The sequence below is a fragment of the Nonomuraea sp. NPDC049378 genome (genome assembly GCF_055586745.1).
On sequence record NZ_JBVJHP010000014.1, the window covers coordinates 58,217 to 81,865 of the forward strand.

Below are 23,649 nucleotides of genomic sequence, written 5' to 3' on the forward strand. Positions count from 1 at the left end.
CTTCCGATCGTGTCGGACGTTGGACCACTCCCGTGACCGGAACTCATCGGTAAACGTCCTCGAGTCAACGAATCCGCGTGGGGTGAGCGCCGGGCGCGGAGAGGGCGCCGCGGGTCTGCTCGCGTACGAGGAGGGCGCCGAGAGCTGCGGCGACGATCGGCAGCCCGGCGACCACCGCAGCGATCACCGGCCACGGGGTGGGGAAGGGCACTCGTGGCGGTGAATTCCACGAGGTCGCCGCCGTCAACGGCCAGCTCAGCAACATCCCGACGGGGCACCCGGCGACCGCGCCCAGCACCGTGCCGCACGCCGCGCCCAGTCCTGCGCGACAGGCGCCGAACCACCGGAGCGCCGCGGCCGAGCCGTCACCTGCCCGCGCCAGAACACGGCCTGCCCGCGGGCTCGTGGCCCCGCCTCCGCCGGCGGCCAGAGCGCTGCCGAGGGCGACGAGAAGGACCGCGGCGACGACGGCCGTCCAGCCGGTCCAGGGCTGGAACCCCCGTTCCACAGAGGTTTCCGCGACGCCACCCAGCCGGGCGTCGAGCCGCTCCTTCTCGCTCGCCGAGACGCGGTGGACGGAGGGATCGACGATCAGCTCGCCGGGTTCCAGTTGATGGCCGAGGTCCCGGATCACCTTCGCCGGGACGAAGATCGTCTCCATGTGCGGATCGGCGGTCCTGGCGACGACGGCCGGAAGGGTGTTGACCGTCGGCGAATCGCCGATGTTGATCGTGACCGAGCCGACCTTCACGTCGGCGGTGGTGACCACCACCGCCGTGCCCTCGTCGTACGGCGTCGACCGGTCACCCGTGAGATACCGCAGCAGCGCCTCGTCGCCGATGACCGCGTCCGGGTAGACGCTCCCTTCCGGCCGGTCGAGGCCGTCGACATGCGCGCCGACACGCGAAGGGGGACGGGGGAGCTGCGTCTCGGCTGATGGCACGCCGGGTAACTCCCGCTGCATCGCCGTGCGTACGGCGTCCATGTCCGCCGGCGAAAGAGGGCTCACCAGGAGGGCGCCGGGCCGGGCTCGCGGGAGGTAGTCGGCCCTGAGCTGGGCCGTCGCGCCGACCGCGATGATCGTCAACGCGATTCCGAACGCCGTCGCCATCGCGGTCAGCGTGATCGCCGGAGCCGTCGACGTGCGACGAGCGGCCAGGTCGCGGACCGCCAGGCGAACGGGCAGCGGCAGCCGTTCCGCGTACCGGCCGAGCACGTCCAGCAGCCGCGAGGCGAAGGGGCCCAGCCCGATGAGAACCAGGCCCGCGCCCATGAGAGTCGCCGCGGTGAAGTCGGCCCGTGCGAAGAGGCCGTAGCGCGAGTCCGTACGCGCCGACCACGCGCCGGATGCCATCAGCCAGACGCCGACGAACGACACGAACATGCCCCCGAGGACGTAGGCCCGGTGTATGCGCGCATGGCGGGACCGTGGCGCGGACAACATCGCCATCGTCACCGACAGTGACGCGGACATCCCGAGTACGGTCACCATCCCGGCGATCGCCAGGGGCGTGGTTTCGAAGATCATGGCGGAATGGTAGTGAGAGCCGGCCGGAGCCCTCCCGTCCCGCGGTCAGGGCACGGTCAGCGGCTCGCCGTTGGCGGTGACGTTCTTGAGCACCAGGTCCTCGACGTGCTCGACGACGATCGGCGTCGCGGTGGCGCCGAAGTCCACGTCGGTCAGCGTGACCCTGCGGATCGGGGCGTCGGCGTAACCGCGCAGGTTGAGTGCCCGGTTGGCGGTCCGTACGGTCACGTCCCGCACGTCGATCCCGCCCACCTCGGGGTTGAATCCGTGGCCGGGTCCCTCTTCGTAGTTGAAGTTGATGTCGATGACCGAGCCGCCCACCTGGCCGATCTCGAGGTCCCTGGCGTGGAAGCCCTCGATGAACCCGCCGCGTACGGAGTTCGTCTTGAAGCGCAGGGCGATGTCGAGGTTGGGGCTGGACATCGCGCAGTCCCTGATGAAGACCTCGCGTACGCCGCCGGACATCTCGCTGCCGATCGTCATGCCGCCGTGACCGTCGCGGAAGGTGCAGTTCTCGACGACGATGTGCTCGCTGGGCACGTTCACGCGGCGGCCGTCCGCGTTGCGTCCCGACTTGATCGCGATGCAGTCGTCGCCGGTGTCGAACGTGCAGCCGCGGATCACCACCATCCGGCTCGACTCGGGGTTGCAACCGTCGTTGTTCGGGCCGTGCGACTCGACCGTGACGTTCTGCACGAGAACGTTCTGCGAGAGCGTGGGGTGGATCTCCCACATCGGTGAGTTGACGATGGTGACGCCCTCGACGAGCACGTTGTCGCACCGGTAGGGCTGGACGAAGGACGGGCGCAGGTAGCCGCCCTCGCCGTATCTCCGCCGCGTGACCGGCACGCCCTGCTCGGCCTGGGCGAACAGCGCGGCCCTGGCCTCGGCCTGGTGGGGCTCGCCCGGCTCCCAGCCGTCGTCGCCCGACCCCTTCCACGGCCACCAGTGCTCGTGGTCGGCCTGCCCGTCGAGCACGCCTGACCCGGTCACCGCGATGTTCCGCTGGCCGTAGGCATAGATCAGCGGGGAGTAGTTGTAGAGTTCGACGCCCTCGAACCTGGTCAGCACCAGCGGGAGGTACGCCTTCGGGTCGGTGCTGAACAGCAGCCTGGCGCCCGCGGTGACGTGCAGGTCGACGTTGCTCAGCAGGTGGATCGCGCCGGTCATGAACCGCCCTTCCGGCACGTCCACGTGCCCGCCGCCCGCCGCGTGGCAGGCCCTGATCGCGGAGCGGATGGCTTTCGTGCAGTCCGTCACCCCGTCGCCGGTCGCGCCGAAGTCCCGGATGTCGAACCGGCGTCGCGGGAATCTCGGCCCGCGCACCCTGGCCACGATGTGGTTCGCCCGCGCCCACGGATCGGGCGTGGCGTGTACGGCGCGCGCGTCGAGGATCGGGACGGCGAGGGCGGACATCGCCATGGCGCGCATGGCGTTGCGGCGGCTCAACATGGGGCGGCTCCCTGCCTGCTCGGGACACCCCGGATGCTAGGCCAACCCGTTGCAGTGATCTAGGGGTGTGGGCCACATCAGTCCAGGATCAGGGCTGCAACCGTTTGCATGAACGCGAGCCCTGCCACGGTCGGGGCATGGTGGAAGGGCGGCGCTGTCTCCGGCAGGAGATGGTCCGACAGGCGGCCCGTGGCACCGCCGCGGGAGGTCGGCGCTCCCGCGGCGGAGGACGGCACGCGGGCGACGTACGAACTCGACCGCGCGTACCTGACGCCGGGCGCGGCTATCGCCCGTCCTGCCGAGGGCTGGGACCTGCACGGAGAGTGGTGTACGAGGCGTGCCCCGGCCGGCCCGGGTCATCGTCGACGCTCGGCGGGGCGGCCCAGGGTGACGGCTCCCGCGAGCCGGCACCCGCCCGGCTCCGACCGGTCAGTCGTCCAGGACGTACCGGAGATAGAAGTCCGGCTTGCCGAGAAAACGGCGGAAATGGTCGACGACCTGAAGCTTGTCCCACTCCACCGGATGGATGCCGTCGTCGCTGAGTTCGAGGATCTGCGCGCCGGGCAGCCCGCTGAGGATCGGTGAGTGGGTGGCGCAGATGATCTGCGCGCCCTTGGCCGCAGCGCGGTCCATCAGGCCCATGAGCCGCAGGCACGACATGAACGACAGGGCCGCCTCAGGCTCGTCCATAAGGTAGATCCCGGGGCCCGCCACCATGCTTTCCAGCACGGTGAGAAAGCCTTCGCCGTGGGACTGCTGGTCGGGGTGCTCCGTCCAGTAGCCGGGCAGGCCGGAGACGGTGCGGCCGAGATTGATCAAGGTCTCGGCGCGGAAGAAGAACGAGCGGCGCTTGAGGCGGGGCCCGCGCGTGAGCCGCAGCCCTTCAGCGGTGAACGACGCGTCGAGCGCCTCGCCGAGCGCGGTGGCGGGGCCGGTGTTGGCGTAACGGGTGCCGGCTTTGCCGCCTTCGGAGTTGACCTTGCACGCGTCGGCGATCGCCTCGATGATCGTGGACTTCCCCGAGCCGTTCTCGCCCACCAGGAAGGTGACCGGTGCGGAGAGCTCCAGGCCGTGCTCGCCCAGGTGGCGGACGGGCGGCAGACCGGCGGGCCAGCCGGTCAGCGGACCGCGCACGCTCAGCCGGGTGAGCAGCATCACCGCATCTCCTCCTGGTCACTCACTTCCGGGGTCGCTGGGCTCACCACGCTAACGGGCCCGAGCGCCGCGTGCGGCTTCCGGCACGTCCGTGGTCATCGACCATGGGCGACTCGCTCTGACCGGCAGGCGCCGCGGCGAGGAGCCGTTCGCCGAAGGTGCGGCAGGCCTCCAGGAGGTGCGGCGCCGCGTCGATCTCGAAGCCGGCCTCCAGGAACGCGAGGTTGAGGACCAGCCACTGCCAGGAGTCCAGCGCGAGGCTGACCCGGGTGTGCGTGTCGTCCACGGAGTGGATCTCGGCGTCCTGGAATTTCAGGGCGTCGACGACGTCCGCCGCCGGCGCCTCGACAAGGACGCTGACGCGTTCCTTGTTCCTGTTGAGCCCTCGACGCAGATATTCCGACGCTGACTCGGCCGGCAGCGGGCGCGGCGTGTAGCGGTGGCCGGTCCTGGACGGGCCGGTGACCCGGTCGAGGCGGAACACGCGCCAGTCGGCACGGTCGACGTCCCAGGCCAGCAGATACCAGCGCAGCAGGTGGTGAACCTGCCGGTAGGGCTCGACACGCCGTTCCGTGCGTTCGCCGCGGGCGTCGGTGTAGGTGAACGACATCGTCTCGCGGTGCGCGATGGCTTCGCCGACGAGGCCCAGCTGCCGGGCCGCGACGCTCGGCGCGCGTTGAGGGCTCGCCTCCAGGCTGGAGCGGATGGAGGCGACATGAGGGCGCAACCGGGCGGGGAGAAACTGGTCGAGCTTGCCGTACGCGCGGGTCGCGGCGGCGTCGATCCCTTCCCCGATGGACGGCCCGGTGGATGGCCCGGTGGATGGCCCGACGGATGGCCCGGTGGATGGCTCGACGGCGGCGAGGGAGGCCAGCGCCAGCAGGGTGGCCACCGCCTCGTCGTCGTCCAGGACGAGCGGCGGCATCGTACGGCCGGAGGCGAGTCGGTAGTAGCCGCCGGGGCCGGGCTGGGTGTCGACGGGATAGCCGTATCCGCGGAGCCGGTCGATGTCCCGGCGCAGGGTACGCGGGCTGACGCTCAGCCGCCGGGCCAGCTCATCGCCGGTGAACGAACGGCCCGTCTGCAACGTCGACAGCAGGGCCAGCATGCGTTGGGTGACGTCCGCCATAGCCTGAATTCTTCCACCGATCGCGGTCAGAATGTGGCCACATCTGCTCGTAGCCTCTCCGACATGAGTGAGCGCAGCATCATCATCCGCCGGGCCCGGACCAACAACCTGGCCGACGTGGACGTCGACGTTCCGCGTAACCGGCTGGTCGTCTTCGCGGGGGTGTCAGGTTCCGGCAAGTCGTCGCTGGTGTTCGACACGATCGCCGCCGAGGCCGGCTACCAGATCAACGAGACGTTCCCGCCGTTCGCGCGTAACCGGTTGCCGAAGTGGACCCGCCCCGACGTCGAGCACATCGAGGGGCTGACTCCCGTGATCGTCGTCGACCAGCGCCGGATCGGCGGCAACGCGCGCTCGACCGTCGGCACGATCACCGACGCCTGGACCTACCTGCGGCTGCTGTTCTCCCGTCTCAGCCACCCCTACGTGGGCGAGTCGAGCCACTTCTCCTTCAACGAGCCCGCCGGCATGTGCCCCGCCTGCTCCGGCCTCGGGGAGGTGGTGGTCACCGCCGTCGAACGTATCCTGGACCTGGACAGATCGCTCGCCGAGGGCGCGATCCTGCTGCCCGGCTTCGGCAACGGCGGCTACTGGTACGCCCAGTACGCCGACATCGGATCCTTCGACCCCGGCACCCCGCTCCGCCGGTGGACCCCGTCCGAACGCGAGGCTCTGCTGTACGGCGGTCAGGCGGCGGCGCAGCTAGGACGCAAGCCCCCCAAAGGCTACGAGGGCGTCGTCGAGCGGTTCGAGCGGATCTACCTGCACACGTCCGACAACCTGTCGGAGCGCAAACAGGAGACCATCCGCCGCTTCACCCGCGCCGAGACCTGCCCGGAGTGCGGCGGCGACCGGCTCGGCAAGGCCGCGCGGACGGCCACGGTGCTCGGTCACACGATCGGTGAGATGGCCCGCATGGAGATCACGAAACTGGCCGGACTCGTCCGTACGATCGACTCCGCCCGCGTCGCGCCCGCCGTGGACGCACTGACCGCCCGGCTGGAGGGGATGATCAGGATCGGGCTCGGCTACCTCACGCTCTCCCGGGCGACCACGACCCTCTCCGGCGGGGAGTCGCAGCGCATCAAGATGGTCAGGCACCTTGGATCCAGCCTCACCGAGATGACCTACGTCGTCGACGAACCGAGCGTGGGACTGCACCCCACCGACGTGGAGTCGATGATCAGAATGCTGGAACGGCTCCGCGACAGCGGCAACACCGTCCTCGTCGTCGAGCACGACCCCGCCGTCATGGCCCACGCGGACCAGGTCATCGAGCTCGGACCCGGTGCCGGCGACGGGGGCGGGCGGCTCGTCTTCCAGGGCACCTACGCCCGGCTCAGGGAGAGCGGCTCGCCGACCGGCCGCGCCCTGGCCAGGCAGCAGCCGATCAAGCGCGCCCCCCGCCCCGCCACGGGCTCCTTCACCGTCACGGACGCCAACCGCAACAACCTGCGCAACCTCACCGTGCGGTTCCCCACGGGTGTGCTCACCGTGCTCACCGGCGTCGCGGGTTCGGGCAAGTCCAGCCTCGCCGGGGAACTGGTGGCCCAGCACGACGCGGTCGTGATCGACCAGAAGCCGGTCAGCACCAACCGCCGCTCCACCCCGATCACCTACACCGGCGTCGCACCCGCCATCCGCAAGCTGTTCGCCAGGCACAACGGCGTCCCCGCCGCCCTGTTCAGCGCCAACTCCGAGGGCGCCTGTCCCGACTGCGGCGGGCTCGGCGTCATCTACACCGACCTCGCCTTCATGGACGGCCAGGAGGTCGGCTGCCGGACCTGTCACGGCCGGCGCTTCACCCCGGAGGTCCTCGCCCACACCGTGAACGGACTGTCGATCGCCGACGTCGACGACCTCACCGTCGACCAGGCCGTCGCCCGGCTGCCCGACCAGGGCATCGCCCGCGCCCTGCGGCAGCTCTCCGCCGTCGGACTGGGATACCTGCGCCTGGGACAGTCGCTGAGCACGCTGTCAGGAGGGGAGTGCCAGCGCGTCAAGATCGCGAAGGAGCTCCGCGAAGCCGGGCAGCCCACCGTCTACGTGCTCGACGAGCCCACCACCGGATTGCACATGGACGACATCGACACGCTCCTGCACGTCCTCGGCGACCTCGTCGAACACGGCCACACCGTCGTCGTCATCGAGCACAACCTCGACGTCATCCGCCAGGCCGACTGGCTCATCGATCTCGGCCCGGGACCCGGCAGGCACGGCGGGACCGTCCTCTTCGAAGGCCGCGTCGCCGACCACACCGACCGGACCACCCCCACCGGCCGCGCCCTCGGCTGAACATTCCCTATCTCCGGAAAGTGCACCCACAAATTCAGGGGTTCGCCGCAGGAAGGCGGGATGTACGCCGCCCGTTATTTCGGCGCAAGTTGATCCTGGGGCGGTGTGTGGCTCCTGATGAACCAGCCAAGCTAACTCCTGGAAAATATCGGGAGCAAGGCTTTCGAAAGCTCCGGTCTGCGTCGATAGTGGGGAGGTCGGCCTCCGGTCATTGATTCCTGGACACAGGGGGAAGGAAGTCCATGCCCAATCGCGTAGAGAGTAAAGACAGGATTCAATCAGAAATGCAAGCCCTCGGAGCTTGCGTTCAGAGGGCGCAAGAGCTGCAAAGTCACTTCGGTGACGGCAGTTGGGACGAGAGCGTGACCAGCCTCGCCAACGGCTATCACGACAGCCTCGAGCAGTGCGGTGCGCTTCTGTCTTCACTGCTGGACGAGGTGGTGAAGCGACCGGAACCGGGGCCAACACCCGGCTTCGACTTCGAGCGGTTCGCCGCGCTCCTCGACGAGGGCGGCAGGCGTATGGAGCGCGCATACGAGATCCAGGCGGAGCAGGTGGCGATCGCCCAGAAGGAACAGTCGCGGCAGATGGCGGTCGCTCAGGAAGAGCTGGCGAAGCAGATGGCGGCCGCTCAGGAGGAGCTGGGGGACCGGCTGGCCGCGGCTCAGGACGCCGTCCAAAGGGAAAACCGGCAATTGTTCCGCGATCTCGCTGATCATGTCAGGGAATCTGGGCGGGTCTCCGGGCAGGTCGCTCATTCCGATCCGGTACGGAGTCCGTCCCAGCCCGACGATAACCGGGACGATGAACTGCCGGAAAGTCCGGACCCCTGGAGCAAAAGTTAGGAAGCCTGTCCGTCGGCGGTTGCCGAGGATCTGGAAAGCGCTCTTATCGGTTATGAAGGGCAAACGGCCAACCGGTCGCGTTCGCTAATCGCCGCGGTGAATCGTCCGCAACGTCATGGGCGTTGCGGACGCATTCGCGTGAAACCGGGACGTCATGCGGCCACGTGGTGCCGCCGGCCGGGGGCGCAGGGTGGCGCCGGATCGGGCTCGGCGGCCAGGGCACGGAGCTGGTCGGCGAAGGCGAGGGCCTGCTCGGCCGTCAGGCGCGGCTCGGCGCCGACATAGAAGACCACGATGTCACCCGCGGGCGATCGCACGGCGTTGAAAGGAGTCATGATGCCGACGATTCTGCCCGACGGGACCGACAGTTTCCGGGCGCGCGGGTTCAGGCAGGGACGGGACCGGATGTCCTACCAGCGGTGGTGCACCTGAGGGCGGATCAGGTCGTCGTAGACGGCGCGGACGGCCGCCAGGGTCGCGGCGTCCAGCGGGGGCAGGTCCGCGGCGGCGGCGTTCGCGGTGGCCTGGGCCGGGTTGCGGGCGCCGGGGATGACCACCGAGACGCCCTCCTGGTCGAGGATCCAGCGGAGCGCGAACTGGGCCATGCTCGCGCCCGGCGGCACCAGCGGAGCCAGGAGGCGGACCGCCTCCAGGCCGGTGGCGAAGTCGACGCCCGAGAAGGTCTCGCCGACGTCGAACGCCTCCCCGTGCCGGTTGAACGCGCGATGGTCGTCCGGGGAGAAGGTGGTGTGCTCGTCGTAGCGGCCCGACAGCAGGCCGCTGGCCAGCGGGACACGGGCGATGATCCCCACTCCGGCCGCGCGGGCGGCGGGCAGGACCCGTTCCAGGGGCTTGAGCCGGAAGGCGTTGAGGATGATCTGCACCGTCGCCACGCCCGGCCTGGCGATCGCGGCCAGCGCTTCCTCGCACGTCTCCACGCTCACGCCGTACGCGGCGATCTTCTTCTCGGCCACCAGCGTGTCGAGGGCGTCGAACACGGCGTCCACCGAGTAGACGGGCGTCGGCGGGCAGTGCAGCTGCACCAGGTCGAGCGTGTCGACGCCGAGGTTGCGGCGGGAGCGTTCGTTCCAGGCGCGGAAGTTGGACATCACGTAGTTGGCGGGGATCTGCTCCACCCGCCGCCCCATCTTGGTGGCCACGGTCAGGCCAGGACGATCCTTGACGAAGCGGCCGATGATCTGCTCGCTGCGCCCGTCGCCGTAGACGTCCGCGGTGTCGATGAACGTGACCCCGCTGTCCACGGCCGCCTCCAGGGTCGCGCGGGCCTCCTCCTCGCTGACCTCGCCCCAGTCGGCGCCGAGCTGCCATGCGCCGAGGCCGACCACGCCGACCTGCCGACCGGTACGTCCCAACACGCGGTGTTCCATGAACCGTCCTCCGTTACGGATGCCTGGGATCCAGTGTCCCGTATGGCGGCCACCCGGCGGGACGGGACGCCCATGCCCCCCGCTACGCTGAATGCCATGATTCGCCCCGCCACGCCCTCTGACGTGCCCGTCATCGCCATGCTGATCCGCGAACTGGCCACGTACGAGAAGGCCGAGCACGAGGTGCGGGTGACCGAGGAGCAGTTGCGTACGGCGCTGTTCGGCGCCTCGCCCGCCGTGTTCGCCCACATCGCCGAGCACGATGGCGACGTGGCCGGGTTCGCCCTGTGGTTCCTGACCTTCTCGACGTGGAAGGGCGTGCACGGCATCTACATGGAGGACCTGTACGTACGCCCCGCGCACCGCGGCGGCGGCTACGGCCGGGCGCTGATGGGCGAGCTGGCCGGGATCTGCGCGGAACGCGGATACGAGCGGCTCGAATGGGCGGTGCTCGACTGGAACGAGCCGGCCATCGGCTTCTACGAGAACCTCGGCGCGGTGCGCCAGGAGGAGTGGCCGCACTACCGCCTGAGCGACGCTCCGCTGCGGCGCCTGGCCGACCGGCCCTCATGATCGGCCCTCATGATCGGCTCTGCTGATCCGTCCCGGTGAGCGGCTCAGGTGATCGGGCTCTGTGACCGGCTCGGCCGGCCGGGGCGCGCGGCCACGCAGATCACGGGGCGTGATGTGACCTGCGTGACCTCCGCGTCACACGCCGGCGTGGGTCCTGGCCCGAGTCTCCGCCTGCTCGTACATCTCGGACTCCGGCCCTTCGAGCTCGCGGTGGGTCTCCTCGATGCGGAGCGCCACCCCCAGCGCGAAGAACGACGGCGCCCACTCGCCGATGAAGATGCCCCAGCGGTCGGCCCTGTCGATGCCCGCCGCCTCCATCTTCTTCGACATGAGCCAGGCCGCGAAGGAGACGGCGATCGACGCCATCCCCGCGGTGTACATGTGGCCCGACTTGATCCCCATATGGTGAAGCTTCTTGATCATGTTTCTCCCCCCTTGCTGGAGTGCTGTTACCCGGAGGGGCACGTGATAAGCGATCATTTCCAGCATGTTTCCGCCGTGACACATGTGCGTGGCTTGTTACCGAGGTGAATCACCCGTAACGCATGCACGGCGACGGACCGTCAACGTGCGTAACGCGCCCTTCCTAGCTTGGAGATCCCGGACGCCGAGCGTAGGAGAGGTCGATGGCGCGCTGGATCGCCGACTGGCACCCCGATGACCCAGCCTTCTGGGCGAGATCAGGCAGGCGGGTCGCGCGGCGCAACCTGATCTTCTCGATCGTCGCCGAGCATCTCGGCTTCACCGTGTGGACGTTGTGGAGCATCGTCGCCACGCGGATGGGGTCGTACGAGTTCTCCACCGACCAGCTGTTCTGGCTGGTGGCGCTGCCCAACCTGATCGGCTCGGTGTTGCGCGTCCCCTACACGTTCGGCCCCGCGAAGTTCGGCGGGCGCACCTTCACCGTGGTCAGCGCCCTGCTGCTGCTCATCCCCGCCGCGCTGCTCGGCGTGGCGGTCAACGACCCGGGCACGCCGTACTGGCTCTTCCTGGTGATCGCGGCGCTGGCCGGGTTCGGCGGCGGGAACTTCGCCTCCAGCATGGCCAACATCACCTACTTCTTTCCCCGCGACAAGCAGGGCGTCGCGCTCGGGCTGAACGCGGCGGGGGGCAACATCGGCGTCAGCTCGGTCCAGCTCGTCATGCCGCTGGTGATCGGCTCGCTCGGGCTGGCCGCCGCCGGGTGGTTCTGGATCCCGCTCATCGTCGTGTCGGCCGCCTGCGCCTGGTTCTTCATGGACAACCTCACCAGCGCCAGGGCCGAGCCGCGCGAGCAGCTCGCCGTCGCCGGCAGGGCACAGACCTGGATCATGTCGTTCCTGTACATCGGCACCTTCGGCTCGTTCATCGGCTACGCCACGGCCTTCCCGCTGCTGAGCGCGAACCTGTTCGCCGGCGCCCCGTACGCCGCGGTGGCCTTCATCGGGCCGCTGATCGGCTCGCTGGTCAGGCCGGCGGGCGGCTGGCTGGCCGACCGGTTCGGCGGAGCGCCCGTCACGTTGTGGAACTTCGCCGCGATGGGCGGCGGCGTGCTGCTGGTGTGGCTGGCCGGCACCTCCGGCGACTTCTGGCTGTTCTTCCTGGCCTTCCAGACGTTGTTCCTCACCTCCGGCATCGGCAACGGCTCCACGTACCGCATGATCCCGGCCATCTTCCAGGCCAAGGCCGTGGCCGAGCGCGGCGAGAGCGAGCAGGCCCTGCTGTACGGCAAGCGCCAGGCCTCCGCCGCCATCGGCATCATCTCGGCCGTCGGAGCGCTCGGCGGGTTCCTGATCAACCGGGCGTTCGGGATGTCGTTCGCCGCGGCCGGCACGCCCGGCCCCGCGTTCCTCGCCTTCGGCGCCTTCTACGTGTCCTGCGCCGCGCTGACCTGGTGGTGCTACACGCGCAAGGTCGGCGTCTCCGTGATCGCGAGCCTCGCCCATGCCCGGGTCTGACGTGACGAGGACGCACTGCCCGTACTGCGCGTTGCAGTGCGGCATGGCAATCGGCCCAGGAACGGGCGGAGGCCTGGCCATCACCCCCAGGACCGACATCCCGGCCAACGCCTCGGGGGCGCTGTGCCAGAAGGGGTGGACGGCGGGCGAGCTGCTCACCAACGGCGAGCGCCTGACCGCCCCGCTCCTGTACGGCGAGCCCGTCGCATGGGAGACGGCGCTCGACTACGTGGCCGCGCGGCTGTCCGCCCTGCGTGCCGAACACGGCCCCGACGCCGTGGCCGTGTTCGGCGGCGGCGGCCTGACCAACGAGAAGGCGTACGCGCTGGGCAAGTTCGCCAGGGTCGCGCTCGGCACCAGCCAGATCGACTACAACGGCCGCTTCTGCATGTCCTCGGCGGCGGCCGCCTCGACGAGGGCGTTCGGCATGGACCGGGGGATGCCGTTCCCGATCACCGACCTGGCCGGGGCCGACGTGGTGCTGCTGGCCGGGGTGAACGTGGCCGAGACCATGCCGCCGTTCCTGCGGCACCTGTCAGGGGCGCGGCTGATCGTCATCGACCCGCGGCGGACCAGGACCGCCAAGGAGGCCTGGCTGCACCTGCAGCCCGCGCCCGGCACCGACCTGGCGCTCGCCCTGGGGATGTCGCATCTGGCCATCGCCGACGAGCTCGTGGACGAGACGTACGTCGCCGCGCGGACCGCGGGGTTCGAGGAGGTGCGCACGTCGCTGGCCGGCTGGTGGCCCGAGCGGGTCGAGCGGATCACCGGGGTGCCGGTTCACCAGATGCGGCAGGCGGTCAGGGCGCTGGCGGCCGCCGGCAACGCCTACGTCCTGACCGGGCGCGGCGCCGAGCAGCACGCCAAGGGCACCGACACGGTGAGCGCGTTCATCAACCTGGCGCTGGCGCTGGGCCTGCCCGGCACGTACGGCTCCGGGTACGGGTGCGTGACCGGGCAGGGCAACGGGCAGGGCGGGCGGGAGCACGGGCAGAAGGCCGACCAGCTCCCCGGTTACCGCAGGATCGACGACCCGGCCGCCCGCGAGCACGTCGCCGCGGTGTGGAGGGTGCGCCCCGGCGACCTTCCCGGGCCGGGACGGCCGGCGTACGAGCTGCTGGACGCGCTCGGCACGCCGGAAGGGCCGCGCGCGCTGCTGCTGTTCGGCTCCAACCCGGTCATCTCGGCGCCCGCCGCCGAGCGCGTGGCCGAGCGCATCGGCGCGCTCGACCTGCTCGTGGCCTGCGACGTCGTCATGTCCGAGACGGCGGTGCTGGCGGACGTGGTGTTCCCTGTCACGCAGTGGGCCGAGGAGAGCGGCACCATGACGAACCTCGAAGGCCGCGTGCTGCTGCGCCGCCGCGCCGTCGACCCGCCCGCGGGCGTCCGGAGCGACCTGGACGTCATCGCCGGGCTGGCCGCGCGGCTGGGCCACCGCTTCGACAACGAGCCGGCCGCCGTGTTCGACGAGCTGCGCCGGGCCAGCGCAGGCGGGCTCGCCGACTATTCCGGCATCACCTACGAGCGCATCGCCGCCGAGACGGGCGTGTTCTGGCCGTGCCCGTCGGAGGGGCATCCGGGCACGCCGAGGCCGTTCCTCGACTCCTTCGCCACGCCGGACGGCCGGGCCAGGTTCGTGCCCGTCCAGCACCGGCCGCCGGCCGAGGAGACCGACGAGGACCATCCCGTCTACCTGACCACCGGCCGGGTGCTGGCCCAGTACCAGAGCGGCGCGCAGACGCGCAGGATCGCGCCGCTCGTGCAGGCCGCTCCCGAGCCGTTCGCCGAGCTCCATCCCGACCTGGCCGAGCAGCTCGGCATCGCGCAGGGGGACGTCGTGCGGATCAGCAGCCGCCGGGGCGAGACCAAGGCCGTGGCTAGGATCAGCGAGGCCATCAGGAGCGACACCGTGTTCATGCCCTTCCACTGGGAGGGCGCCAACCGGCTGACCAACCCGGCCCTCGATCCGGTGTCCGGGATGCCGGAGTTCAAGGTCTGCGCGGTCAGAGTGGAGAGGGACTCATGAGACTCGTCGTCGTGGGCAACGGGATGGCCGGGTCGCGGCTGGTCAGCGAGGTGCGCGCCCGAGACCCCCACATGAGGATCACCGTTTTCGGCGCGGAGTCGTGCCGGCCGTACAACCGGGTGCTGCTGTCCAACGTGCTGGCCGGCAGCTCGCGCCCGGAACAGGTGCGGCTGGTGGACTCCTCCTGGTACGACGCGCACGACGTGGAGGCGGTCTTCGGCAGCACGGTCACCCGCATCGACCGGCAGGCCGGGTACGTCGTGACGGACGGCGGGCGGCGCGAGCCGTACGACGTGCTGGTCCTCGCCACCGGCAGCGACGCCGTCGTGCCGCCCGTCCCCGGCGTGGAGCGGGCCATCCCGTTCCGCACGCTCGGCGACTGCGAGCGCATCATGGCCGCCGCCGGGCACGCCCGCAGGGCCGTGGTCGTCGGCGGCGGCCTGCTCGGCGTCGAGGCCGCCCGCGGCCTGGCCGGGCGGGGCCTGCCGGTGACGCTGCTGCACCTGGCCGGGCACCTCATGGAGCGCCAGCTCGACGTGGAGGCCGGTGAGGTGCTCGGCGAGACGCTGGCCGGGCTGGGCGTGGAGATCCGCACCGGGGTCAGCGCCGAGGCGGTGCGCGAGGACGGCGTCCTGCTGGCCGGCGGCGAGCTGGTCGCGGCCGACCTGGTCGTGCTGGCCTGCGGCGTGCGCCCGGTGACCGGGCCGGCCGCGGAGGCGGGCCTGCGGGTGCGGCGCGGTGTGGTGGTGGACGACGAGCTGCGCACGGACGACCCGTCGATCTTCGCCATCGGCGAGTGCGCCGAGCACGACGGCACCGTCTACGGCCTGGTCGCGCCCGCATGGGAGCAGGCCGCCGTGGCCGCGGACGTCATCACCGGCGGCAAGGCCCGCTACCGCGGTTCCCGGCTGGTCACCCGCCTCAAGGCGAGGAGCGTCGAGCTGGCCGCGATGGGCGAGACCCAGCTCGGCGAGGAGCACGCCGAGGTGGTGCGGTTCAGCCACCGGGCCCGCGGCACCTACCGCAAGCTCGTCATCCGTGACGGCCGGCTGGTCGGCGCGATCCTGCTGGGCGAGAGCGACGTCGTCGGCACGCTCACCCAGCTCTTCGACCGCGGCGGGCCGCTGCCCGGCGACCGGGCCGGCCTGCTGTTCCCGGGGGCGGCGGCGACGCCGGTCGCCGACAGCCCGACGCTGATGCCGGACGCGGCCAGGGTCTGCCAGTGCAACAACGTGACGAAGGGCGAGATCAGGGCGTGCTGGGAGGCGGGAGCGCGGGACGTGGCCGCGGTGGCGGCCGCGACCCGGGCCACGACCGGGTGCGGCACCTGCCGCGACGCCGTGGAGGGCATCGTCGGCTGGCTGTGCGAGCAGGAAGGGGTTTCGGTATGAACAGGATCGTCGTCGTGGGGTACGGGCCGGCCGCGCACCGGTTCGTGGAGACGCTCGCGGCCAAGGGCTTCGACGGCCGGATCACCGTGATCGGGGAGGAGCCGCGCCCGGCCTACGACCGGGTGGCGCTGACCTCATACCTGTCGGGCACCACCGCGGAGGACCTCACCTATCCCGTTCCCGGCGGGGTCGTGACCAGGCTGAACACCCGTGTCACCGCGATCGACCGGCAGGCCGGGCACGTCGTCACCGAGGGCGGCGGCGCCGAGCCGTACGACGTGCTCGTGCTGGCCACGGGATCGGCGCCGTTCGTGCCGCCGGTGCCGGGGGCCGGGCACGCCTTCGTCTACCGCACCATCGAGGACCTCGACGCCATCAGGGTGGCCGCCAAGGACGCCGCGGAGGGCGTCGTGGTCGGCGGCGGCCTGCTCGGGCTGGAGGCCGCCGACGCGCTGCGGGCGCTCGGGCTGAAGGCGCACATCGTCGAGATGAGCCCCTGGCTGATGCCCCGGCAGGTGGACGAGGGCGGCGGCTCGGTACTGAAGTCCCACATCGAGCAGCTCGGGCTGAGCGTGCACGCCGGCGCGGGCGTCCAGGAGATCGTCGCCGACGGCGAGGGCCGGGTCACCGGGCTGCGCAAGCCCGACGGAACGCTGGTGGACGCGCAGATCGTGGTGTTCTCCGCGGGCATCAGGCCGCGCGACGAGCTGGCCAGGTCGGCCGGGCTGGCCGTGGGCGAGCGCGGCGGCATCGTGGTCGACTCCGCGATGCGCACCTCCGACCCCTCCATCTACGCCGTCGGGGAATGCGCCCTGGCCGGGGGCATGATCTACGGGCTCGTCGGGCCGTGCAACACGATGGCTGAGGTGGCGGCCGAGCAGATCATGGGCGGCCGGGCGGCGTTCGAGGGCGCAGACCTGTCGGCCAGGCTCAAGCTGCTGGGCGTCGAGGTGGCGCAGTTCGGGGCGATGGACGGCGCCCTCGACGTCACCTACATGGACCCGGTGGCCGGCGTCTACAAGAAGCTGTTCATCAGCGACGACGCCCGGACGCTGCTCGGCGGCATCTGCGTGGGCGACGCCTCGCCGTACACGACGCTGCGGCCGTTCGTCGGCAAGCCGCTGCCCGCCTCGCCGTCCGACCTGCTGTTCACCGGGTCGGGGGCGGCGAACCTGGACCTGCCCGACGACGCGCAGGTCTGCTCGTGCAACAACGTGTGCGCGGGCGACGTCCGCACCGCCATCGCCGAGGGCGGCGCCACCGACGTGGCCGGCGTCAAGGCGTGCACCCGGGCCGGCACGACCTGCGGCAGCTGCGTGCCGATGCTCAAGCAGCTGCTGGAGAAGTCGGGCGTCGAGGTCAGCAAGAGCCTGTGCGAGCACTTCACGTATTCGCGGGCCGAGCTGTTCGACATCGTACGGGTGCGCGAGGTCAGCACGTTCTCCCAGCTCATCACCGAGCACGGGCAGGGCAGGGGCTGCGACATCTGCAAGCCGGCCGTGGCCTCGATCCTCGCCTCGCTGCACAACGGGCACGTCCTGGAGGGCGAGCGGGCCGCCCTGCAGGACACCAACGACGCCTTCCTCGCCAACATCCAGAAGAACGGCACGTACTCGGTCGTGCCCCGCATCCCGGGCGGTGAGATCACGCCGGACAAGCTGATCGTCATCGGCGAGGTGGCCCGCGACTTCGGCCTCTACACCAAGATCACCGGCGGGCAGCGCATCGACCTGTTCGGAGCCAGGGTCGAGCAGCTGCCGGAGATCTGGCGGCGGCTGGTCGACGCCGGGTTCGAGTCGGGCCACGCGTACGGCAAGGCGCTGCGCACCGTGAAGTCGTGCGTGGGCTCGACCTGGTGCCGCTACGGCGTGCAGGACTCCGTCGGCATGGCCATCGCCCTGGAGCTGCGCTACCGCGGGCTGCGCTCCCCGCACAAGATCAAGTCGGCCGTCTCCGGCTGCGCCCGCGAATGCGCAGAGGCCAGGTCGAAGGACTTCGGCGTCATCGCCACCGAGCAGGGCTGGAACCTCTACGTCGGCGGCAACGGCGGCTTCCGGCCCCGCCACGCCGACCTGCTCGCCAAGGACCTGAGCACCGACGAGCTGATCAGGACCATCGACCGTTACCTCATGTTCTACATCCGCACCGCCGACCGGCTGCAACGCACCGCCGCCTGGATCGAGTCGCTGGACGGCGGTCTCGACTACCTCCGTGAGGTGATCATGGAAGACTCGCTCGGCCTCTGCGCCGACCTCGACGCGCAGATGGAGCACCACATCGCCACGTACGCCGACGAGTGGCAGGCCACGCTGGACGACCCGGACAAGCTCAGCAGGTTCGTCAGCTTCGTCAACGCGCCCGGCGTCCCCGACCCGTCGATCGTGTTCGGCAGCGAGCGCGGCCAGATCAGGCCGGTGATGGCGCGATGAGCTGGACGCCGGTCTGCGACTTCGACGCCCTGCTGCCGGAACGCGGCGTCTGCGCCCTGGTCGGTGACGTGCAGGTGGCCGTCTTCCGCACCTACGACGGCGCCCTGCACGCGCTGGCCAACCGCGACCCGTTCAGCGGGGCGTACGTGCTCTCCCGCGGCATCGTCGGCACCAGGAAGGGCGAGCCGACCGTCGCCTCGCCGCTGCACAAGCAGGTGTTCAGCCTGGTGTCGGGGCGCTGCCTGGACGAGGACGCGGTGACGGTGCCGGTCTATCCCGTACGGGTGGCCGGCGGGAGCGTGGAGGTCAGCGTTTAGGGGTCCCGGTCACGGGCAGCCACCTGCTTGAACTGCGGGAGTACGGGGAATGCGGGGGTGCCTGATGCGGTTGCCGCCTGCGCGTGGCCTGATCACGTCGCTGCTGTTCGACCGGCTCGCCGGCCCGCCCGGGGCGCCGTTCCCTGACGCGCGCGCGACCGGCGGGCTGGACGACGACGATCTCCAGCTCGCCCTGTTCGCCTGCTACGAACTCCACTACCAGGGGTTCGACGAGGTCGACGACCGGTGGGAGTGGGACCCGGGGCTGCTGGGGTTCAGGGCAGGGCTGGAGCGGCGGTTCGAGGAGGCGCTGCGAGCCGCCGTGCCGGGCCCTGCGCCGGTTCCGCCGCGCGAGGTGCGCCAGGCGCTGACCGCGCTGACCTCCTCTGACGGCGGCTCTGACGGCGGGCCGTCGGTGGCCGCGTTCCTGCAGCGCGACGCGGACCTTCCGACCTTCCGCGAGTTCGTCGTCCACAGGTCGATCTACCATCTGAAGGAGGCCGACCCGCACACCTGGGGCATCCCGCGGCTCAGCGGCGGGCCCAAGGCGGCCCTGGTGGAGATCCAGGCCGACGAGTACGGCGGCGGCAGGCGCGAGCGCATGCACGCCGAACTGTTCCGCGCCACCCTGCGGGGCCTCGGCCTCGACGACTCCTACGGCGCCTACCTGCACCGCGTCCCCGGCGTGACGCTGGCCCTGTCCAACGTGATGTCGCTGTTCGGGCTGCACAGGAGGTTGCGCGGGGCGCTGCTCGGCCACCTGGCGGCGATCGAGATGACCTCGTCGCCGGCCAGCCGCCGCTGCGCCACGGGCCTGCGCCGGCTCGGCGCCGGCCAGGAGACCGCCCGCTTCTACGACGAGCACGTGCAGGCCGACGCCGTGCACGAGCAGATCGCGGCCCACGACATGTGCGGCGGCTTCGCGGCCGCCCACCCCGAGCTGGCGGGCGACATCCTGTACGGGGCCGCGTGCGCGCTGGAGCTCGAACGGCGGTGGGCCGAGCACGTGATGGGCCGCTGGCGGCGCGGGGCCGGCTCGTTGCTCGACGAACGGGTCCCGGCGTGAGTACCGCGCTCGACCTCGACTACGTGCTCCCGCTGCGCTGGGACGACGACCAGGGGCTCGGTGAGCTGACCGGCTACCTGGCCCGGCTCTCCCGGCACGCGCGGGTGATCGTCGTGGACGGCAGCCGCGACGATCTCTTCGCCCGCCACGCCGCCCGGTGGCGCGGCCTGGTCCGGCACGCGCGACCGGCGGCCGGCCTGCGCTACGCCAACGGCAAGGTCGCGGGCGTCACGACCGGGCTGCTGCTGGCCACGGGCGACCGCGTGGTGATCGCCGACGACGACGTGCGCTACGACCTCCCCGCCCTGACCGCGGTCCACGACCTGCTGGCCCGCGCCGACCTGGTGAGGCCGCAGAACTACTTCGACCCGCTGCCCTGGCACGCCCGCTGGGACACCGCCCGTACGCTGCTCAACCGCGCCTTCGGCGCCGACTACCCGGGCACCTTCGGCGTGCGGCGCGGCTTCTTCGTGCGTATGGGCGGTTACGACGGCGACGTCCTGTTCGAGAACCTGGAGCTTATCCGCACCGTGCGCGCCCACGGCGGCCGCGAGCTGCACGCGCCCGGCCTGTACGTCCGCCGCCTCCCGTGTAACGCGCGCAGGTTCTGGTCGCAGCGCGTCCGGCAGGCCTACGACGACCTGGCACAACCGGTGCGGATGGCCGCGTTCCTGCCGATGTTGCCCGCGCTGGCGGCCCTGGCCCTCCGGCGGCCACGTGGGCTGCCGGCGCCGGCCGGGCCGACTGTGCCGGCCGCGCTGACTGTGCTGACTGTGCTGGCCGTGGGGCTGGCCGAGGCGGGACGGCGGCGGGCGGGCGGGCGGCGGGTGTTCCCCGCGTCGGCGGCGCTGCCGGCGCCCGTCTGGGTGCTGGAGCGGGCCGCGTGCAGCTGGCTGGCGCTCGGGGCGGCTCTGACCGGCGGCGTGCCGTACGCGGGCGGCCGGATCCGGCGCTCCGCCCACTCGGTGCGCGCGCTACGGCGGCGGGTCCGGCTCGCTCGCGGCACGGAACCCGCCGGCCTTGTGCGAGCCGTCGCAGAACGGCTTGACCGAGGACAGGCCGCACCGGCACAGAGCGACGGTCGCCCGGCCGGCGTCGATGGGCTCGCCGTCCTGGGTGAGCAGCTCGAAGTCGCCCCTGATGAGCAGGGGACCGTCGGCGCAGGTGGTCACCGTGACCGGGTCTCGCATGCCCGTCACCTGCCCCAGGGCTGAGCGCTCTCACCCGCGAGCACGATTCCCAGCTCGTACGCGCGGACGACGGCCTGCGTGCGGTCCCGGGCGCCGAGCTTGTCCAGGACGTTCCCGACGTGCGTCTTGACCGTCTCCCTGGTGACGTACAGGGTGGCGGCGATCTCGGCGTTGTTCAGCCCTCTGGCCAGCAGGCGTACGACGTCGAGCTCTCTCGGGGTGAGGCCGGGCACGTGCGGCGCGTCCCGGCGCGGGGCGGCCAGCCGCCGCAGGGCGTCGGGGAACAGCACGGCGTCCCGGCCGTGGACCACCCGGATGGCGGTGACGAGGTCGGAGGCGGGAGAGCGCTTGAGCACGTAGCCGGCCGCCCCCGCGCGCAGGGCGGCCCAGACCAGCTGGTCGTTCTCGAACGTCGTGACCACGATGACCCGCGTGCCGGGCGCGCTGCGGGCCAGCTCGTCGGTGGCGCGCAGGCCGTCCATGCCGGGCATGCGGATGTCCATGAGCACCACGTCGGCCGTCCGGCCGTGCTCGACGGCGGCGTGGCCGTCGGCCGCCTCGGCGATCACCTCGATGTCGTCGTGCACGGAGAGCACGGTGGCCCAGCCCGAGCGGATGAGCGGCTCGTCGTCGGCCAGCACGACCCTGATCACGGGCCTGATCGCGTGCCTGATCTCGGGCCCGCTCGGCTGGGGGCCGCTCACCGGGGAAGCGTCGCCGTGATCCGCCACGTGCCGTCCACCTCCTCCTGCTCGAACGTCCCGCCGGCCAGGCGCGCCCGCATCCGCATGCCCACCAGCCCGCGCCCGGCCCCCGACGGGGAGCGCCCGGCGACCTCGTTCTCCACGGTGAGGACGACGTCCGCACCGACCGCCAGGTCCATCCTGACCGGCCCGCGCCCGTGCCTGAGCGCGTTGGTGACGGCCTCCCTGGCGATCGCGTACGCCGTCCGCGACGTCGCCTCCGGCACCCGGTCCACAGGGTCGGCCCGCAGCTCGACGGCCAGCCCGTCGACGAGAGCGTCCAGGGAGTCCAGCGCGGGCGTGCGGGCCTCGCTGCCCTCGTCGAGCACGCGAAGCAGCACGTCGAGCTCCTGCTGGGCGTCGCGGGCCGCGCCCATCAGGTGACCGAGCGACTGCTCCGCCACCAGGACCGTGTCCTGCCGCCGCAGCGCCGCCTGGGCCGCCATGGCCTGCACCAGGACGACGCTCAGCGCGTGCCCCACCGAGTCGTGCAACTCCAGGGCCAGGCTCTGGCGGCGGCCGAGCTCCTGGATCACCCGCGACGGGTCCGCGCGCAGCAGCCTGCGGGCGGCCCGCTGCTGCCCGAGCCCCGCGCCCGCCATCACCGCCAGCACCACGACGATCAGGAGCAGGACCTGCGCCACCGCGCCGGGATCCGCCCGCCAGCGGCCGGGCGAGAGCACCGCGGGGACACCGGGCACCAGCGCCAGCGCGCCCGCGCTCAGCGTGGCCCCAACGAACAGGTGCAGGGCGGTCAGAACTCCCAGGTAGACGCGGTCCGGATGCTCGGGAACCGCCACGCCGAGCAACTCCCGCAGCGCGACGACCTCCAGCCTCCCCACCAGCGGCACGCAGGCCACCAGACCCGACGCGGGCAGGCAGAGCACCCACAGCAGCAGCACCCGTGACAGTGACATCTCCGTCACCACGAGCAGCGCCAGGACCGCCGCCACCGGGGTCAGCAGCGCCGCCCCCAGCAGCTGGTAGAGCACCGCCCTCCAGTGAATGGTCACAGGTCAGAAGCTAGCCGACGGGCCGCGCGCGCACCTCCCTCACGTGGGGGAGGCGGCGGCCGGCCAGGCTTCCTAGCGTGAGCTGCCATGAAACCACTCGGAGTACTGCTGTCACTGGCCGTGACGGCCGTCGGCGCGCTGTGGTGGACGACTCCGGCGTCGTACCCCTTCGGCGCTCGCGACCGCGTCACGGTCTCGCTCTCGCACCTGTTCGAGCACGAGGCGGGTGGCGCGATGACGGTCGCCGCCGGTCTCGCGGGACTGGCCGTCGCGCTGCTTTCCGGCCGGCCGACCCCGCTGGTCAAGGCGGGCGCGATCGTCCAGGTGCTGTTCTTCGGCATCGTGATGTCCGACGCCGGCGTCATGTCGGTCCTGGGCTACGTGACAGGGCTGTCCCTGCCGGTGGTGCTCGCCGCGGCCGTCGTCGTGCCCGCTGTCAGGGCCTGCGCCCGCGGCAGGATCTGGGGCTACGTCGCCCTCGCCGCTCTGGTCGTGGCCGGCGCCGCCGTGGCCGCGTACCTCGGCGCGGCCCTGTTGGCGTACGCGGGCAACGTCACGGCCGGGCTGCGCTCGTACGCGGGCCGCATCGCCTGGACGCTCGCCGACATGGCGGCCTTCGCCGCCTGGGTGTGGATCACCTTCCGCCTGTTCGGCGGAGCGCTGCCCCGCTGGGCCGGGCCGGTGCGGGCGCGGCGGTGGGGCAGGGCGGCCACCATCGGGGCGGCTCTGTGCCCGCTGCCCTACGCCCTCTACCGGTTGACCTGGCTGACGCCGTGGCCGACGGACATCTCCGGGCCGATCGACCTGCCGCTCAGGCTGCAGGGACTGATGCTCGCCTTCGCGGCCGTGGGGGCAGCCGTGCTCACGCTGGGCCTGATCAGCAGATGGGGCGAGGTGTTCCCGCGCTGGATCCCCCTGCTGCGCGGGCGTCCCGTGCCCGTGCGGCTCCCCGTCGCCGTCGGGGGAGCGGTTGCGGGCGCCTGCTGCCTGGCGTCGCCGGGGCTGGCGGTCAACGCCGTCGATCGCGGGGAACTCTGGGCGCTGCTGCTGTGGCCGTATCCGCTGTGGGGGGTGCTGCTCGGCGCGGCCGTGCTCGCGTACTGGCTGCGGCGCAGGCCCGGCGGCTACACGGCGGCGCCCACGGGCGCGTAGACGTGCGGGCTCCGGTGCAT

20 protein-coding genes are annotated in these 23,649 nt (G+C 71.6%); 10 read left to right on the top strand and 10 right to left on the bottom strand.

Annotation, left to right across the window (positions count from 1 at the left end; genetic code table 11):
• Positions 1–64: 64 nt before the first annotated feature.
• From ACZ6SA_RS29010 to ACZ6SA_RS29025, 4 genes are all read right to left on the bottom strand, one after another.
• Positions 65–1,528, bottom strand: coding sequence for a hypothetical protein (locus ACZ6SA_RS29010; protein WP_465831632.1), 1,464 nt, complete (start codon positions 1,526–1,528; stop codon positions 65–67).
• A 45-nt stretch (positions 1,529–1,573) separates the two neighbouring features.
• Positions 1,574–2,980: a glycoside hydrolase family 28 protein gene (locus ACZ6SA_RS29015; protein ID WP_465831634.1), complete on the bottom strand. Its 1,407-nt coding sequence runs from the start codon at positions 2,978–2,980 to the stop codon at positions 1,574–1,576.
• Positions 2,981–3,409: 429 nt separating this feature from the next.
• The gene (locus tag ACZ6SA_RS29020) at positions 3,410–4,135 is read right to left on the bottom strand and encodes an AAA family ATPase (RefSeq protein ID WP_347646997.1); all 726 of its coding nucleotides are present in this window, start codon (positions 4,133–4,135) and stop codon (positions 3,410–3,412) included.
• Between the two features lie 43 nt (positions 4,136–4,178).
• Positions 4,179–5,264, bottom strand: a complete 1,086-nt coding sequence (locus tag ACZ6SA_RS29025) for a helix-turn-helix transcriptional regulator (RefSeq protein ID WP_465831636.1) — start codon at positions 5,262–5,264, stop codon at positions 4,179–4,181.
• Positions 5,265–5,327: 63 nt separating this feature from the next.
• Between ACZ6SA_RS29025 and ACZ6SA_RS29030 the strand changes: the two genes are divergently transcribed.
• Positions 5,328–7,559, top strand: a complete 2,232-nt coding sequence (locus ACZ6SA_RS29030; protein WP_465831638.1) for an ATP-binding cassette domain-containing protein — start codon at positions 5,328–5,330, stop codon at positions 7,557–7,559.
• Between the two features lie 362 nt (positions 7,560–7,921).
• Positions 7,922–8,404, top strand: a complete 483-nt coding sequence (locus ACZ6SA_RS29035; RefSeq protein WP_465831640.1) for a hypothetical protein — start codon at positions 7,922–7,924, stop codon at positions 8,402–8,404.
• A 152-nt stretch (positions 8,405–8,556) separates the two neighbouring features.
• On the opposite strand, the gene ACZ6SA_RS29040 is transcribed toward ACZ6SA_RS29035, so the two are convergent.
• The gene (locus ACZ6SA_RS29040; protein ID WP_465831642.1) at positions 8,557–8,739 is read right to left on the bottom strand and encodes a hypothetical protein; all 183 of its coding nucleotides are present in this window, start codon (positions 8,737–8,739) and stop codon (positions 8,557–8,559) included.
• A 75-nt stretch (positions 8,740–8,814) separates the two neighbouring features.
• Positions 8,815–9,792, bottom strand: a complete 978-nt coding sequence (locus ACZ6SA_RS29045; protein WP_465831644.1) for an aldo/keto reductase — start codon at positions 9,790–9,792, stop codon at positions 8,815–8,817.
• Positions 9,793–9,888: 96 nt separating this feature from the next.
• On the opposite strand from ACZ6SA_RS29045, the gene ACZ6SA_RS29050 reads away from it, so the two are divergent.
• A complete protein-coding gene (locus ACZ6SA_RS29050; RefSeq protein ID WP_465831646.1) occupies positions 9,889–10,365 on the top strand; it encodes a GNAT family N-acetyltransferase in 477 nt (158 codons plus the stop codon).
• Between the two features lie 135 nt (positions 10,366–10,500).
• Here the strand turns inward: ACZ6SA_RS29050 and ACZ6SA_RS29055 are convergent, their stop codons facing one another.
• The gene (locus ACZ6SA_RS29055) at positions 10,501–10,788 is read right to left on the bottom strand and encodes a hypothetical protein (protein WP_347646923.1); all 288 of its coding nucleotides are present in this window, start codon (positions 10,786–10,788) and stop codon (positions 10,501–10,503) included.
• A 203-nt stretch (positions 10,789–10,991) separates the two neighbouring features.
• Here ACZ6SA_RS29055 and ACZ6SA_RS29060 point away from each other — a divergent pair, with 203 nt between their 5' ends.
• The 6 genes from ACZ6SA_RS29060 to ACZ6SA_RS29085 all read left to right on the top strand — a co-directional run bounded on the left by ACZ6SA_RS29060 (position 10,992) and on the right by ACZ6SA_RS29085 (position 19,531).
• The gene (locus ACZ6SA_RS29060; protein WP_347646922.1) at positions 10,992–12,302 is read left to right on the top strand and encodes an MFS transporter; all 1,311 of its coding nucleotides are present in this window, start codon (positions 10,992–10,994) and stop codon (positions 12,300–12,302) included.
• 1 nt (position 12,303) lies between these two features.
• Entirely contained in the window at positions 12,304–14,328 is a 2,025-nt protein-coding gene (locus ACZ6SA_RS29065; RefSeq protein ID WP_465831895.1) for a molybdopterin oxidoreductase family protein, read from the top strand.
• Positions 14,325–15,719, top strand: coding sequence for an FAD-dependent oxidoreductase (locus tag ACZ6SA_RS29070; protein WP_465831649.1), 1,395 nt, complete (start codon positions 14,325–14,327; stop codon positions 15,717–15,719). Before ACZ6SA_RS29065 ends, ACZ6SA_RS29070 begins: the two co-directional genes overlap by 4 nt.
• Complete coding sequence (gene nirB, locus ACZ6SA_RS29075; RefSeq protein ID WP_465831651.1) at positions 15,716–18,148, top strand: nitrite reductase large subunit NirB; 2,433 nt, start codon at positions 15,716–15,718, stop codon at positions 18,146–18,148. The genes ACZ6SA_RS29070 and nirB overlap by 4 nt, the downstream gene beginning before the upstream one ends.
• Positions 18,145–18,465 (top strand): nitrite reductase small subunit NirD, encoded by a 321-nt coding sequence (gene nirD, locus ACZ6SA_RS29080; RefSeq protein ID WP_347646918.1) that lies wholly within the window; start codon positions 18,145–18,147, stop codon positions 18,463–18,465. Before nirB ends, nirD begins: the two co-directional genes overlap by 4 nt.
• Positions 18,466–18,529: 64 nt before the next feature.
• Positions 18,530–19,531, top strand: coding sequence for an iron-containing redox enzyme family protein (locus ACZ6SA_RS29085; protein ID WP_347646917.1), 1,002 nt, complete (start codon positions 18,530–18,532; stop codon positions 19,529–19,531).
• 974 nt (positions 19,532–20,505) lie between these two features.
• Here the strand turns inward: ACZ6SA_RS29085 and ACZ6SA_RS29090 are convergent.
• The 3 genes from ACZ6SA_RS29090 to ACZ6SA_RS29100 are packed head-to-tail and all read right to left on the bottom strand — an operon-like array spanning position 20,506 to position 22,477.
• Positions 20,506–20,721 carry a CDGSH iron-sulfur domain-containing protein gene (locus ACZ6SA_RS29090; RefSeq protein ID WP_465831897.1) on the bottom strand — a complete coding sequence of 72 codons (216 nt, stop codon included), beginning with the start codon at positions 20,719–20,721 and terminating at the stop codon, positions 20,506–20,508.
• A 5-nt stretch (positions 20,722–20,726) separates the two neighbouring features.
• On the bottom strand, positions 20,727–21,425 hold the full coding sequence (locus ACZ6SA_RS29095) for a response regulator transcription factor (RefSeq protein WP_465831654.1): 699 nt from the start codon (positions 21,423–21,425) through the stop codon (positions 20,727–20,729).
• Positions 21,422–22,477 (bottom strand): sensor histidine kinase, encoded by a 1,056-nt coding sequence (locus ACZ6SA_RS29100; protein WP_347646914.1) that lies wholly within the window; start codon positions 22,475–22,477, stop codon positions 21,422–21,424. The genes ACZ6SA_RS29095 and ACZ6SA_RS29100 overlap by 4 nt, the downstream gene beginning before the upstream one ends.
• 87 nt (positions 22,478–22,564) lie before the next feature.
• On the opposite strand from ACZ6SA_RS29100, the gene ACZ6SA_RS29105 reads away from it, so the two are divergent.
• A complete protein-coding gene (locus tag ACZ6SA_RS29105; protein WP_465831657.1) occupies positions 22,565–23,629 on the top strand; it encodes a hypothetical protein in 1,065 nt (354 codons plus the stop codon).
• Positions 23,630–23,649: the final 20 nt, after the last annotated feature.